Source organism: Pseudomonas sp. DrBHI1 (assembly GCF_002205115.1).
Lineage (GTDB): Bacteria > Pseudomonadota > Gammaproteobacteria > Pseudomonadales > Pseudomonadaceae > Aquipseudomonas > Aquipseudomonas mosselii.
In genome coordinates, this window is the sequence record NZ_NIBE01000070.1 from 2,778 (window position 1) to 17,026 (window position 14,249).

A 14,249-nucleotide genomic window follows, 5' to 3' on the forward strand; every position below is an offset into this window, starting at 1 on the left:
GCCGTTCGGCTGCTTGGCGCCTTCGACCACCAGCTCCACGGCGGCCTGGAACGCGATGTTGTCATCGAAGTTCGGCGCCATCGGGCGGTACAGGGCGTCCCCCGCGTTCTGCTTGTCGACCACTGCGGCCATGCGCTTGAGGCTTTCCAGCACCTGCTCCTGGGTGACCACGCCATGGCGCAGCCAGTTGGCCAGCAGCTGGGCCGAGATACGCAGGGTGGCGCGGTCTTCCATCAAACCGACATCGTTGATGTCCGGCACCTTCGAGCAACCCACGCCCTGGTCGATCCAGCGCACCACGTAGCCGAGAATGCCCTGGGCATTGTTGTCCAGCTCGTTGCGGATCTCGTCGGCCGACCAGTGGGTGTCGGCGGCCAGCGGGATGGTCAGGATGTCGTCGACCGAAGCCGGGGTGCGCGAAGCCAACTCGCGCTGACGGGCCTGCACATCGACCTTGTGGTAGTGCAGGGCGTGCAGGGTGGCGGCGGTCGGCGACGGTACCCAGGCGGTGTTGGCGCCGGCCAGCGGGTGGGCGATCTTCTGCTCGAGCATGGCGGCCATCAGGTCGGGCATGGCCCACATGCCCTTGCCGATTTGCGCGCGGCCCTGCAGGCCAGTGGCCAGGCCCACGTCGACGTTGTTGTTCTCGTAGGCGCCGATCCACTTCTCGTTCTTCATGGCGCCCTTGCGCACCACGGCGCCGGCTTCCATGGAGGTGTGGATCTCGTCACCGGTGCGGTCGAGGAAGCCGGTGTTGATGAACACCACACGTTCGGCGGCGGCCTTGATGCAGGACTTGAGGTTGACCGTGGTGCGGCGCTCCTCGTCCATGATGCCGACCTTGACGGTGTTGCGCGGCATGCCCAGCAGGTCTTCGACGCGACTGAAGATCTCGGCGGCGAAGGCCACTTCTTCCGGGCCGTGCATCTTCGGCTTGACGATGTACACGCTGCCGCTGCGGGTGTTCTTGCGGCTGGTGTTGCCGTTGAGGTTGTGCAGGGCGATCAGGTTGGTGAACAGGCCATCCTGGATGCCTTCGGGGATTTCGTTGCCCTGGGCGTCGAGGATCGCCGGGTTGGTCATCAGGTGACCGACGTTGCGCACGAACAGCAGCGAGCGACCGTGCAAGGTGACGCTGCCACCATTGGGGGCGGCGTACTCGCGGTCCGGGTTCATGGTGCGGGTGAAGGTCTTGCCACCCTTGCTGACGTTTTCGGCCAGGTCGCCTTTCATCAGGCCCAGCCAGTTGCGGTAGACGATCACCTTGTCGTCGGCGTCGACGGCGGCGACCGAGTCCTCGCAGTCCATGATGGTGGTCAGCGCCGATTCCATCAGGATGTCCTTCACGCCGGCGGCGTCGGTGCTGCCGACCGGGGTGCTGGCATCGACCTGGATTTCGAAGTGCAGGCCGTTGTGTTTGAGCAACACGGCGGTCGGTGCCTTGGCGTCGCCATGGAAGCCGATCAGCTGGGCGTCGTCGCGCAGGCCGCTGTTGCTGCCGCCCTTGAGGGCCACAACGAGCTTGCCGCCTTCGATGCGGTAGCCGGTGGAGTCGACGTGGGAGCCGGCGGCCAGTGGCGCGGCTTCGTCGAGGAAGGCACGGGCGAAGGCGATGACCTTGTCGCCGCGCAGCTTGTTGTAACCCTGGCCTTTCTCGGCGCCGCCCTCGTCGCTGATGACGTCGGTGCCGTAGAGGGCGTCGTACAGCGAACCCCAGCGAGCATTGGCGGCGTTCAGGGCGAAGCGGGCGTTCATCACCGGCACCACCAGTTGCGGGCCGGCCATGACGGCGATTTCTTCATCGACGTTCTGGGTGGTGGCCTGGAAGTCCTCGGCCTGTGGCAGCAGGTAGCCGATTTCCCCGAGGAACGCCTTGTACGCCACGGCATCGTGGGCCTGGCCCTTGCGGGCCTGGTGCCAGGCGTCGATCTTCGCTTGCAGCTCGTCGCGCTTGGCGAGCAGGGCTTTGTTCTTGGGAGCGAGGTCGTTGATGATCTTCTCGGCACCGGCCCAGAACTGCTCGGCGTTGATGCCGGTCCCCGGAATGGCTTCGTTGTTGACGAAGTCGAACAGGACCTTGGCGACCTGAAGGCCACCGACTTGAACGTATCCAGTCATTGCTTGCCTCACCTCTGCTCAGCTATTTCGCTTTCGCTCTTCTGTATTAAGCCTGTAGCGCTTCTCTAAACACGGCACCAGTGCGTGCCCACGTGCTCCGGGGGCGGCTGGGTGCGGCTCGCCAGACGGGCCGGCGGGCGGTTGGCGTATTTTCACAGGCGCCTTGGCAGACATCGAAACGACGTTTTGTAGTCCGCGTCGACGCATACTACATGAAGCAGCAGGCAGGTGAACATCAGACTAAAAGCGTCGCTCTGCGACCGGTTGGTCGCATGGGGTCACGCTGGGAGACGACATGTTCGCAAAAAACAGGTGGATTGTTCCAGATAAATCTTGAAACAGTACACGATTGATTGCCATGACTGTCCTGCGGCAGGTTGCCGCGCCTTGCCTATACTGATTCGATCCCCGTATTCCGGTCGCCTGGGGCGGCCTTCGCAGACGAATGAAGGAGTGGCCCGTGGACCATCTCGTACTCACCGTGATCGCCCCGGACAAGGCCGGGCAGGTCGAGCGTATCGCCCAGTGCATCGCCGATCATAATGGCAACTGGCTGGAAAGCCGCATGTCGCGCATGGCTGGGCAGTTCGCCGGGATCCTGCGGGTGGCGGTGCCGGCGGAGAACTACGCCGAACTGGTCGAGTCGCTGCAGAAACTGGGTGACCACGGCATCCGTGTACTCATTGCCGAAAGCGGGATCGAGCCGTCCTGCACCTGGAAACCGATCGCCATGGAGCTGGTGGGCAACGACCGGCCGGGTATCGTCCGTGATATCACCCGCTTGCTGGCCGAGCAAGGGGTGAACGTCGAGCGCCTGAGTACCGAGGTCCGGCCGGCGCCGATGAGCAGCGAGCCGCTGTTTCATGCCGATGCATTGCTGGCGTTGCCGTTGACCTTGTCGCTGGAGGATCTGCAGGCGCGGCTGGAGAGCCTGGCGGATGATCTGATGGTGGAGTTGCGGTTGCGGCCGGAGGAGTGATTCGAGATCGCCGGGGCGCGAAGCGGCCCTGAGGTGGTTATCCCGATTTTGCGGGGAAGCCCCTGTGGATAAGCTGGGGGCGCTACGCTGGAGGCCAGTTACAGCAAGGCCTGGCGAGATTTGAGCAAAAAATGTCCACTATTCAGTGGCTTGTGCACAAACGGCGGGGACGAGGGTGTGGATAACCTTTGGAGCGCTTGCTGCAGGCCACGTTATCCGTGGCTTGCAGCAGTCTGATCATTTTTTGATCAGGCGCGCTTGCGCAAACTCAGCCAGGCATCGACGCTGTAGACAGCCAGCCCCGCCCAGATAAAGGCGAACGCCATCAATGTGCTCGACGACAGGTGTTCGTCGAACAGCAGCACCGCCTGCAGCAGCACCAGGGTCGGTGCCAGGTACTGCAGGAAGCCCAGTGTTGTGTAGGGCAGGTGGCGTGCGGCGGCGTTGAAACACACCAGCGGCACCAGTGTCACCGGGCCGGCGGCGATCAGCCACAGCGCTTCGCTGCTGCCGAAGAACTCAGGGCTGGCGCTGCTGGCCGTCGGGTGCAGCAGCAACCAGCCGATGGCAATGGGCACCAGCATCCAGGTTTCGACCACCAGCCCTGGCAGCGCCGCCACTGGTGCCTGCTTGCGGATCAAGCCATAGAAGCCAAACGACAGCGCCAGGGCCAGCGACACCCAGGGCAGGCTGCCCACCTGCCACACCTGTTGGGCGACGCCCAAGGCTGCCAAGGCGACCGCCAGCCATTGCAGGCGGCGCAGGCGCTCGCCGAGCAGCAGCATGCCCAGCAGCACGTTGATCAGCGGGTTGATGTAGTAGCCCAGGCTGGCCTCGAGCATGCGCCCGTTGTTCACCGCCCACACGTAGGTCAGCCAGTTGCCGGCGATCAGCGTGCCGCTGAGGGCGAGGATCGCCAGGCGCCGCGGGTTGTCGCGCAGTTCGCGCCACCAGCCGGGGTGCTTCCACACCAGCAGCAGGAGCGAGCCGAACAGGGCCGACCAGAGCACGCGGTGGACGATGATTTCCACCGCCGGAACGCTCTGGATCGCTTTGAAGTACAGGGGGAACAGGCCCCAGATGATGTAGGCGCCAAGGCCCAGGAGGTACCCGCGGCGCGGGTTGGCGGCGTGCATGCAGAATCCTTGCTTAGGTAGCTAAATAAAGCGACGCCTATTGTAGACAGAGCGCGGCGTTGACCTAGAACAATTTCAACGGTTGTTCATCGAGCGCGGCGATCTGTTCGCGCAGGGCGAGGATCTGGTCGCCCCAGTAGCGCGGCTGGCCGAACCAGGGGAAGCTCGGCGGGAACGCCGGATCGTCCCAGCGCCGCGCCAGCCAGGCGCTGTAGTGCAACTGGCGCAGGGCGCGCAGCGGCTCGATCAGGGCCAGCTCACGCGGGTCGAAGTCGTGGAATTCGTTGTAGCCGTCGATCAGTTCGCCCAGCTGGCCGAGCCGCTCTTCGCGGCTGCCGGCGAGCATCATCCACAGGTCCTGGACGGCCGGGCCCATGCGGCAGTCGTCGAGGTCGACCACGTGGTAGACGTCGTCACGGTGCATCAGGTTGCCGGGGTGCAGGTCGCCGTGCAGGCGGATTGTCTGGTACGAGGTGCGGGCGTAGATGTCCTCGACCCGCTTGAGCAGGTCGCGGGCCACCGATTCATAAGCCGGCAGCAGCTCGCGGGGCACGAACTCGCCGTCGAGCAGGGTCTTGAGCGAGGCGTGGCCAAAGTTGTCCACAGCCAGCGCTTCGCGGTGCTCGAAGGGTTTGCTCGCGCCTACCGCGTGCAGGCGCCCGAGCAACTGCCCGAGGCGATAGAGCTGGTCGAGGTTGCCCGGCTCCGGGGCATGGCCGCCACGGCGTGGGAATAGGGTAAAGCGGAATCCCTGGTGTTCGAACAGGGAGCGCCCATCGTGCAGCAACGGCGCCACCACCGGCACTTCGCACTCGGCCAGCTCACGGGTGAAGGCGTGTTCCTCGAGGATCGCCGCGTCGCTCCAGCGCCCAGGGCGATAGAACTTGGCGATCAGCGGCTGCGCGTCCTCGATGCCCACCTGGTAGACGCGATTCTCGTAGCTGTTGAGCGCCAGCACCCGTGCGTCGCTGAGAAAGCCGAGGCTTTCCACGGCGTCCAGTACGAGGTCGGGGGTGAGGGTGTCGAAGGGATGGGACATGAAAGGCTCCGGTCGCGGGGACTGCGGCCTGCATGTTACCCCAAACCCCGGGCCAAGCCGGCCTGGGCTTCGCGGCCAGGTTAGACCGGCACTCCCAGCAACACGAACGACGGATGAAACTGTACCCGCAGGGCGCTTCCTGGCTGGACCTGCCGTTGCGCCAGCCAGGCTGCCTCGGCGATGGCGCACAAGGTCTGGCCATTGCCCAGCGCCAGGCGCACTTCACCCGGCCCATCCTCTTCGATGAGTACCTCCTCGACCTTGGCCTTCAGGCAGTTGCTCCCTGGCTCCGGCGTCTCAGCCGCGTCCAGCAACCGTACCCAGCCGGCCTTGAGCAGCGCCACCACCGTCCCCCCCAACGCCAGCTCCAGCCGCTCGGTGCTGCCCCGGGTGATCAAGGCCTCGATCTCCAGCCCGCCGCCCAGGTCCAGGCTGATGCGATCATGCCGGCCTTCGCGGCGCAGCCCGCTGATCCGCCCCTGCAGCTGGTTGCGCGCACTGGTACGAAGCATCAGGCGGCCGAGCAGGTCGAGGTCGCTGCTGTCCTCGGCGGACTCGAGAATCTCCGCCTGCAGGGCCTGCAGGCGCTGGTACAGGCACAGCACCCGCTCGCCTTCTGCGGACAGCCGTGCGCCACCGCCGCCGCGGCCGCCGGTGCTGCGCTCCACCAGGGGCTGCGCCGCCAGGTTGTTGAGTTCGTCGATGGCGTCCCAGGCGGCCTTGTAGCTGATGCCCGCAGCCTTGGCGGCGCGGGTGATCGAGCCTTGTTCGGCGACATGCTGCAACAGGGCGATGCGCTGTGGGCGGCGGACGATGTGCTGGGTGAGCAGGGCAGGCAGGGACATGGGCGGGCATCGGGTGTGGTGTAGGTCCCGCGACGTTGCCGCCGTCACCGGGGCAAGTCAAGCCTGGCCCGGCCTGGGCGTGCGCGCCAGGCAGTAGATGTCGACCCGCCGGGCGCCGGCCTGGCGCAGCAGGCGGGCGATGGCCTGTGCGGTCGCCCCGGTGGTCAGTACGTCATCGACCAGTGCCAGGTGCAGGCCGTCGAGCTCGCAGCCGGGAGCAAGGGCAAAGGCCTGGCGCAGGTTGCGGTGCCGGGCCCGGGCGCCAAGGGCCTGCTGCGCCGGGGTATCGCGCACACGCTGGAGCAGGCGCTCGTCACAGGGCAGGCGCAGTTGCCCGGCGAGCCAGCGGGCGAGCATCGCCGCCTGGTTGAAGCCGCGCTGGCGCAGTCGACGCTTGGCCAGCGGCACGGGCAACAGACGGTCCGGCCGTGGCAGGCCTTCGTTGTAGCGGTGCGTCAGGCTGTGGCCGAGCAATTGTGCCAACAGCCGCCCCAGCGGCCACTGGCTGCTGTGCTTGAAACGGCTGACCAGGGTGTCGATGGGAAAACCGTAATGCCAGGGCGCGATTACCCGGCTGAATGCCGGTGGGCGACGGCGGCAACCACCGCAGAGAAGGCCATCCATGGCCAGGGGCAGCGCGCAACGGCGGCACTGCTCATCCAGCCAGGGCAGTGCCTGCTCGCAGGCAATGCACAAAGGATAGAGCTGCTCGCTAGGCTCGTCGCAGAGCAAACAGAATTGATCGGTATTTGTACAGATGTAAACCAGCATGCTCTTGATTGGTTGACAGTTCATGGAGCCTTCCGTGACTATGCGAGCTATCCGTGATGCGCTGGAGGGTTTTCCTGTCCCGGCGTCAGTCAGACCATAGATAAGGAAACGCCAATGAGCGCCAGCGCAATTGCAACCACACGTCACGACTGGTCCCTGGCCGAGGTCAAGGCCCTGTTCCTGCAGCCGTTCAACGACCTGCTGTTCCAGGCCCAGACCGTCCACCGCGCGCACTTCGACCCCAATCGCGTGCAGGTTTCCACGCTGCTGTCGATCAAGACCGGCGCCTGCCCGGAAGATTGCAAATATTGTCCGCAGTCCGGTCACTACAACACCGGGCTGGAAAAACAGAAGCTGATGGAAGTGCAGAAAGTGCTGGAGGAGGCCGCCCGGGCCAAGGCCATCGGCTCGACCCGCTTCTGCATGGGCGCGGCGTGGAAGCACCCGTCGGCCAAGGACATGCCCTACGTGCTGGAGATGGTCAAAGGGGTCAAGGCCATGGGCCTGGAAACCTGCATGACCCTCGGCAAGCTCGACCAGGAGCAGACCCAGGCCCTGGCCCAGGCGGGCCTTGACTACTACAACCACAATCTCGATACCTCGCCGGAGTTCTACGCCAGCATCATCACCACCCGCACCTACAGCGAGCGCCTGCAGACTCTGGCCTACGTGCGCGATGCCGGCATGAAGATCTGCTCCGGCGGCATCCTCGGCATGGGCGAGTCGCTGGACGACCGCGCAGGCCTCTTGATCCAGCTGGCCAACCTGCCCGAGCACCCGGAGTCGGTGCCAATCAACATGCTGGTCAAGGTCGCCGGCACGCCGCTGGCCGATGAAGAGGACGTCGATCCGTTCGATTTCATCCGCATGCTGGCTGTGGCCCGGATCCTCATGCCCAAGTCCCATGTGCGCCTGTCGGCCGGTCGCGAGCAAATGAACGAGCAGATGCAGGCCCTGGCGTTCATGGCCGGCGCCAACTCGATCTTCTACGGCGAGAAACTGCTGACCACCGGCAACCCTCAGGCCGACAAGGACATGCAGCTGTTCGCCCGCCTCGGTATCCAGCCGGAAGCTCGTGAAGAGCACGCCGACGAAGTGCACCAGGCCGCCATCGAGCAGGCGCTGGTCGAGCAGCGCAGCAGCGAGTTGTTCTACGACGCAGCCTCGGCCTGAGCATGGCCTTCGATCTTGCCGCGCGGCTGGCCGAACGGCGTGCCGCCGACCTGTACCGCCAGCGACCACTGCTTGAAAGCCCGCAGGGGCCGCAGGTGGTGGTCGACGGCCAGCCGCTGCTGGCCTTCTGCAGTAACGACTACCTGGGCCTGGCCAATCACCCCGAGGTGATCAAGGCCTGGCGCGACGGCGCCGATCGCTGGGGTGTCGGCGGCGGTGCCTCGCACCTGGTGATCGGCCACAGCACCCCGCACCACGAGGTGGAGGAGGCGCTGGCCGAACTGACGGGCCGGCCGCGTGCGCTGCTGTTCTCCACCGGCTACATGGCCAACCTCGGCGCGATCACCGCGCTGGTCGGGCAGGGCGACACGGTGCTGCAGGACCGCCTCAACCACGCCTCCCTGCTCGACGGCGGGCTGCTCAGCGGCGCCCGCTTCAGCCGCTATCTACACAACGACCCGGCCAGCCTGGCCAGCCGCCTGGACAAAGCGACCGGCAATACCCTGGTGGTCACCGACGGTGTGTTCAGCATGGACGGCGATTGCGCCGACCTGCAGGCCCTGGCCAAGGTGGCCCGCGAGCGTGGTGCCTGGTTGATGGTCGACGATGCCCATGGCCTGGGGACCCTTGGCGCCAAGGGTGGTGGCCTGGTCGAGCATTGCGGCCTCGGCGTCGAGGACGTGCCGGTGTTGATCGGCACGCTGGGTAAGGCCTGTGGTACCTCCGGTGCTTTTGTCGCCGGCAGCGAGGAACTGATCGAGGCGCTGGTGCAGTTCGCCCGGCCCTACATCTACACCACCAGCCAGCCACCGGCGCTGGCCTGCGCCACGCTCAAGGCCCTGGACTTGCTGCGCCGCGAACACTGGCGGCGCGAGCACCTGGCGGCGCTGATCCGGCAGTTCCGCACGGGTGCCGAGCAGATCGGCCTGACCCTGATGGACAGCCACACCGCAATCCAGCCGATCCTGATCGGCGATGCGGGGAGGGCGCTGGCATTGTCCCACCTGCTGCGCGAGCGCGGGTTGCTGGTCACGGCGATTCGCCCGCCCACCGTGCCCGCCGGCAGTGCCCGCCTGCGGGTGACCCTGAGCGCCGCCCACGGTGAGGCGCAGGTGCAGCTATTGTTGAATGCATTGGCCGAGTGTTATCCACAACTGGAGTCCGCCGATGCGTAACCGACTGATCCTCCTGCCCGGCTGGGGCCTGGGCACCGCTTCACTGGAGCCGCTGGCCGCCAGCCTGCGCGCCCAGGATCCACGCCTGCAGGTCGAGTTGATGGCGCTGCCGGAACTGGCTCACAGCGATGTCCAGGCCTGGGTCGACCATCTGGACCGCAGGCTGCCGACCGACGTCTGGTTGGGCGGCTGGTCGCTAGGTGGCATGCTCGCCAGCGCCCTGGCGCACAAACGGGGCGACCACTGCTGCGGCTTGCTCACCCTGGCCAGCAACCCCAGCTTCGTGGCCCGGCCGGACTGGCCGCACGGCATGCCCGCCGACACTTTCGGCACCTTCCTCGACGGCTGCCGCAGCCATACCCATGTCACCCTCAAGCGCTTCCGCACCCTGTGCAGCGAGGGCGCGCAGCAACCGCGCACCCTGCTGCGGCAGCTGGGCGTGGGCGTGCCCGACACCGATCCGCTGTACCTGGCAACCGGCCTGGAAGTGCTGGCCAGCCTCGATACCCGCACCGCCCTGGAGCAATACGGCGGCCCGCAGCTGCACCTGTTCGCTGGCAGTGACGCGCTGGTGCCGGTGGAAGCGGCCAAGGCCCTGAGCGACCTGCTGCCCGACGTGGAAGTCGGCCTGGTCGAAGACAGTTCCCACGCTTTCCTGCTGGAGTATCCCCAGGAGCTGGCGGCGGGCATCAAGAGTTTCCTGCATGAGAGTGGTGATGACTGACCTTTCCCAGCCCCCCCTGCCCGGCACCCTGCCGGACAAGCGTCAGGTGGCGGCTTCGTTTTCCCGCGCCGCGGCCAGCTACGACAGCGTCGCGGCCTTGCAGCGCGCGGTGGGCATGGCACTGCTGGAAAAGCTGCCCAGCAACCTTGCGCCTGCGCGCTGGCTGGACATGGGCAGCGGCACCGGCCACTTCAGCCGGGTGCTGGCCGAGCGCTTCGCGCAATCGAGTGGCGTGGCGGTGGATATCGCCGAAGGCATGCTGCGCCATGCCCGCGAGCAGGGCGGCGCCCGGCATCATGTGGCGGGGGACGCCGAGCACCTGCCGTTGCGCGATGGTTGCGTCGACCTTTTGTTCAGCAGCCTGGCGGTGCAGTGGTGCGGTCAGTTCGCCAGCGTGCTGGGCGAGGCGAGGCGGGTGCTGCGCCCCGGCGGCGTGCTGGCCTTCAGCAGCCTGTGCGTGGGCACGCTGGATGAATTGCGCGCCAGCTGGCAGGCCGTGGATGGCATGGTGCACGTCAATCGCTTCCGGCGTTTCGAGGATTACCAGCGTCTGTGCGGTGACAGCGGACTGGAGCTGATCGACCTGGAGCGGCGTCCCCACGTGCTGCATTATCCCGATGTGCGCAGCCTGACCCATGAGCTCAAGGCGCTGGGTGCGCACAACCTCAACCCAGGGCGTCCGTCGGGGCTCACCGGTCGGGCGCGGATGCAGGGCCTGTTGCAGGCCTACGAACAGTACCGCCAGGTGCAAGGCCTGCCGGCCACCTACCAAGTGGTCTACGGCGTCTTACGCAAGCCGTCGGACGGAGAGCAGTGACATGAGCCAGGCCTATTTCATTGCCGGCACCGACACCGATGTCGGCAAGACCACCATCGCCGCAGGTTTGCTGCATGCGGCGCGGCAACTGGGATTGAGCACCCTGGCGGCCAAGCCGGTGGCGTCCGGGTGCGTGGTGACGGCCAAGGGGCTGCGTAACAGCGACGCCCTGGCGCTGATCGACGAAAGTTCGGTCAAACTGCCCTATGAAGCGGTCAATCCCTTCGCCTTCGAACCGGCCATCGCTCCGCATGTGGCAGCCCGCGAGGCCGGAGTGGCGCTGAGCGTGCCGGCGTTGCGCGATGCCATGCAGCAGGTACTGGCGCAGCACGCCGATTTCACCTTGATCGAAGGCGCCGGTGGCTGGCGCGTGCCGCTGTCCGACCATGCCAACCTGTCGGATCTGGCCATCGCCCTGAAGCTGCCGGTGATCCTGGTGGTGGGGGTACGACTTGGGTGCATCAATCACGCCTTGCTCAGTGCCGAGGCCATTGCCCGGGACGGCCTGCAACTGGCGGGATGGGTGGCGAACATCGTCGATCCGCGAACATCGCGCCTGGAAGAAAACCTATCCAGCCTGGCCGAGCGCCTGCCCGCGCCCTGCCTGGGGCGGGTGCCCTGGTTGAAGCAGGCTGGTGCGGACGCGGTGGCTGCGCATTTGCAGCTGGACCTGCTGGATTAGGCCTTTGCCTATTAGCTGGCACTAGGCTATTAGGGATTTAAACGGGCCTTTTTCCCGCTGTGCTGCTTTAATAAGGCCTGTTCCTCATCCAGCGTCATGGAGTCCTGACATGGAAATCAATGCGAGCTCCGCCTTCTACGCGGGCCTGGGTGCCATCCAGAACGGCCAGAACCGTGTTGACCAGGCTGCCCAGCAGATCGCCAGCGGCGCTGTCGAGCGTGGCGCCAGCGGGCAGTCCACCGAATACCAGGCCGAGCGCCTGCGCGGTGTCGACCGCAGCCAGCAGTTGGATCTGGCCACCAGCACCGTGCAACTGGCCTTGGGCAAGCACGAAGTCGAACTCGGTGCCAAAGTCGCCAAGGCTTCCGATGAAATGCTCGGTCGGTTCATCGACACCTACGTCTGACCCGCTGAATTACTTTTGCTTACATCGCGGGGCAAGCCCGCTTCCATCCGTGGGAGCGGGCTTGCCCCGCGATGCGTTTGAGGGCGGTTGGCGTAAATGGCATATTCGGCGGCACAAATGCCGTCGCTAGCCCACCTTGACAGCGAGGCCACCTAAACGTAAGTTTCAAACAACTGTTTGACCGAAAGCCGCCAAGAGCTGGTCGGTATCCGCGGTCTCCCCACCGAACTCATCACAGAGGTTCATCGCAATGCCTGATTACAAAGCCCCCTTGCGTGATATCCGCTTCGTCCGCGACGAGCTGCTCGGCTATGAGGCGCACTATCAGAGCCTGCCGGGCTGCCAGGACGCCACGCCTGACATGGTCGACGCGATCCTGGAGGAAGGCGCGAAGTTCTGTGAAGAGGTGCTGGCCCCGCTGAACCGCGTCGGCGACCTCGAGGGCTGCACCTGGAGCGAGTCGGGCGTGAAGACCCCGACCGGCTTCAAGGAAGCCTACCAGCAGTTCGTCGAGGGCGGCTGGCCGAGCCTGGCCCACGATGTCGAGCACGGCGGCCAGGGCCTGCCCGAGTCGCTGGGCTTGGCCCTGAGCGAAATGGTCGGTGAGTCGAACTGGTCGTGGGGCATGTACCCGGGCCTGTCCCATGGCGCGATGAACACCATCTCCGCCCACGGCACCCCCGAGCAGCAGCACACCTACCTGACCAAGCTGGTGTCCGGCGAGTGGACCGGCACCATGTGCCTGACCGAGCCGCACTGCGGCACCGACCTGGGGATGCTGCGCACCAAGGCCGAACCTCAGGCCGACGGCAGTTACAAGGTTTCCGGCACCAAGATCTTCATCTCGGCCGGTGAGCACGACATGGCCGACAACATCGTCCACATCGTCCTGGCCCGCCTGCCCGACGCCCCGGCTGGCACCAAGGGCATCTCGCTGTTCATCGTGCCGAAGTTCCTGCCCAACGCCGAAGGCGGTGCGGGCGAGCGCAACGGCGTGAGCTGCGGCTCCCTCGAGCACAAGATGGGCATCCACGGCAACGCCACCTGCGTGATGAACTTCGACGGCGCCACCGGCTACCTGATCGGCCCGGCCAACAAAGGCCTGAACTGCATGTTCACCTTCATGAACACCGCTCGCCTGGGTACCGCGCTGCAAGGCCTGGCCCACGCCGAGGTGGCGTTCCAGGGTGGCCTGAAGTACGCCCGTGACCGCCTGCAGATGCGCTCGCTGACCGGCCCGAAAGCGCCGGACAAGGCCGCTGACCCGATCATCGTCCACCCGGATGTGCGTCGCATGCTGCTGACCATGAAGGCCTTTGCCGAAGGCAACCGCGCGATGGTGTACTTCACCGCCAAGCAGGTGGACATCGTCAAGTACAGCCAGGACGAGGAGGAGCGCAAGAAGGCCGACGCCCTGCTGGCCTTCCTGACCCCGATTGCCAAGGCATTCATGACCGAAGTCGGCTTCGAGGCCGCCAACCACGGCGTACAGATCTACGGCGGTCACGGCTTCATCGCCGAGTGGGGCATGGAGCAGAACGTGCGCGATAGCCGTATCTCCATGCTGTACGAAGGCACCACCGGCATCCAGGCCCTCGACCTGCTCGGCCGTAAAGTGCTGATGACCCAGGGCGAGGCACTCAAGGGCTTCACCAAGATCGTCCACAAGTTCTGCCAGGGTCAGGAAGGCAATGCAGCCACCAAGGAGTTCGTCGAGCCGCTGGCGGCGATCAACAAGGAATGGGGCGAGCTGACCATGAAGATCGGCATGGCCGCGATGAAGGACCGCGAGGAAGTGGGTGCCGCTTCGGTGGACTACCTGATGTACTCGGGCTACGCGTGCCTGGCCTACTTCTGGGCCGACATCGCCCGCCTGGCTGCCGAGAAACTGGCGGCCGGCACCAGCGAAGAGGCGTTCTACACCGCCAAGCTGCAGACTGCGCGCTTCTACTTCCAGCGCATCCTGCCGCGTACCCGCAGCCACGTCGCGGCGATCCTGTCCGGCGCCGACAACCTGATGGCGATGAAGGAAGAAGACTTCGGTCTGTCCATCTAAGCCGGTTGGTTGTACGAAAAACCGCCTGCCCTTACCGGCAGGCGGTTTTTTTTCGCCTGGATTTCAGCTGCGACTTACGCGGTCGTCTGTGGGAGCGGCCTTGCGTCGCGAAAGGGCTGCAGAGCAGCCCCAGGATTCCAGCGTTGATGCAAAGATCGCCGGGGCTGCTTTGCAGCCCTTTCGCGACGCAAGGCCGCTCCCACAGGGAACGCGTAAACAGGAAAAATCCTACCGGGTGTCGCATCCCGTAACGAGAAAGTCTCAAGCTTCGCCCCTGATCTGCCGTTAAAGCGGGCATCTGTATTCATCTATTCATGTGCACTGCCGA

At 65.6% G+C, this 14,249-nt stretch carries 13 protein-coding genes; 8 read left to right on the forward strand and 5 right to left on the reverse strand.

Annotation, left to right across the window (positions count from 1 at the left end):
* On the reverse strand, nt 1-2,118 hold a 2,118-nt coding region (locus CC207_RS16245), incomplete at its 3' end, for a malate synthase G (protein ID WP_088852425.1).
* Between the two features lie 460 nt (nt 2,119-2,578).
* Between CC207_RS16245 and CC207_RS16250 the strand changes: the two genes are divergently transcribed.
* A complete protein-coding gene (locus tag CC207_RS16250; RefSeq protein ID WP_028689075.1) occupies nt 2,579-3,097 on the forward strand; it encodes a glycine cleavage system protein R in 519 nt (172 codons plus the stop codon).
* Nucleotides 3,098-3,345: 248 nt separating this feature from the next.
* On the opposite strand, the gene rarD is transcribed toward CC207_RS16250, so the two are convergent.
* The 4 genes from rarD to CC207_RS16270 all read right to left on the reverse strand — a co-directional run bounded on the left by rarD (nt 3,346) and on the right by CC207_RS16270 (nt 6,912).
* The gene (rarD, locus tag CC207_RS16255; protein ID WP_028689074.1) at nt 3,346-4,233 is read right to left on the reverse strand and encodes an EamA family transporter RarD; all 888 of its coding nucleotides are present in this window, start codon (nt 4,231-4,233) and stop codon (nt 3,346-3,348) included.
* A 64-nt stretch (nt 4,234-4,297) separates the two neighbouring features.
* Complete coding sequence (locus CC207_RS16260; protein ID WP_088852399.1) at nt 4,298-5,272, reverse strand: serine/threonine protein kinase; 975 nt, start codon at nt 5,270-5,272, stop codon at nt 4,298-4,300.
* A gap of 80 nt (nt 5,273-5,352) precedes the next feature.
* On the reverse strand, nt 5,353-6,117 hold the full coding sequence (locus tag CC207_RS16265; RefSeq protein ID WP_062362918.1) for a TOBE domain-containing protein: 765 nt from the start codon (nt 6,115-6,117) through the stop codon (nt 5,353-5,355).
* A gap of 57 nt (nt 6,118-6,174) precedes the next feature.
* Complete coding sequence (locus tag CC207_RS16270; protein ID WP_088852400.1) at nt 6,175-6,912, reverse strand: ComF family protein; 738 nt, start codon at nt 6,910-6,912, stop codon at nt 6,175-6,177.
* 90 nt (nt 6,913-7,002) lie between these two features.
* Between CC207_RS16270 and bioB the strand changes: the two genes are divergently transcribed.
* From bioB to CC207_RS16305, 7 genes are all read left to right on the forward strand, one after another.
* Complete coding sequence (bioB, locus tag CC207_RS16275; RefSeq protein ID WP_028689070.1) at nt 7,003-8,061, forward strand: biotin synthase BioB; 1,059 nt, start codon at nt 7,003-7,005, stop codon at nt 8,059-8,061.
* Between the two features lie 2 nt (nt 8,062-8,063).
* Nucleotides 8,064-9,236, forward strand: coding sequence for an 8-amino-7-oxononanoate synthase (gene bioF, locus CC207_RS16280; RefSeq protein WP_028689069.1), 1,173 nt, complete (start codon nt 8,064-8,066; stop codon nt 9,234-9,236).
* The gene (locus tag CC207_RS16285; RefSeq protein WP_028689068.1) at nt 9,229-9,960 is read left to right on the forward strand and encodes an alpha/beta fold hydrolase; all 732 of its coding nucleotides are present in this window, start codon (nt 9,229-9,231) and stop codon (nt 9,958-9,960) included. Before bioF ends, CC207_RS16285 begins: the two co-directional genes overlap by 8 nt.
* On the forward strand, nt 9,953-10,777 hold the full coding sequence (bioC, locus tag CC207_RS16290; protein WP_088852401.1) for a malonyl-ACP O-methyltransferase BioC: 825 nt from the start codon (nt 9,953-9,955) through the stop codon (nt 10,775-10,777). Before CC207_RS16285 ends, bioC begins: the two co-directional genes overlap by 8 nt.
* A 1-nt stretch (nt 10,778) precedes the next feature.
* Complete coding sequence (bioD, locus tag CC207_RS16295; RefSeq protein WP_028689066.1) at nt 10,779-11,459, forward strand: dethiobiotin synthase; 681 nt, start codon at nt 10,779-10,781, stop codon at nt 11,457-11,459.
* A 109-nt stretch (nt 11,460-11,568) separates the two neighbouring features.
* On the forward strand, nt 11,569-11,865 hold the full coding sequence (locus CC207_RS16300; RefSeq protein ID WP_028689065.1) for a hypothetical protein: 297 nt from the start codon (nt 11,569-11,571) through the stop codon (nt 11,863-11,865).
* Between the two features lie 250 nt (nt 11,866-12,115).
* The gene (locus CC207_RS16305; protein ID WP_028689064.1) at nt 12,116-13,921 is read left to right on the forward strand and encodes a phenylacyl-CoA dehydrogenase; all 1,806 of its coding nucleotides are present in this window, start codon (nt 12,116-12,118) and stop codon (nt 13,919-13,921) included.
* Nucleotides 13,922-14,249: the final 328 nt, after the last annotated feature.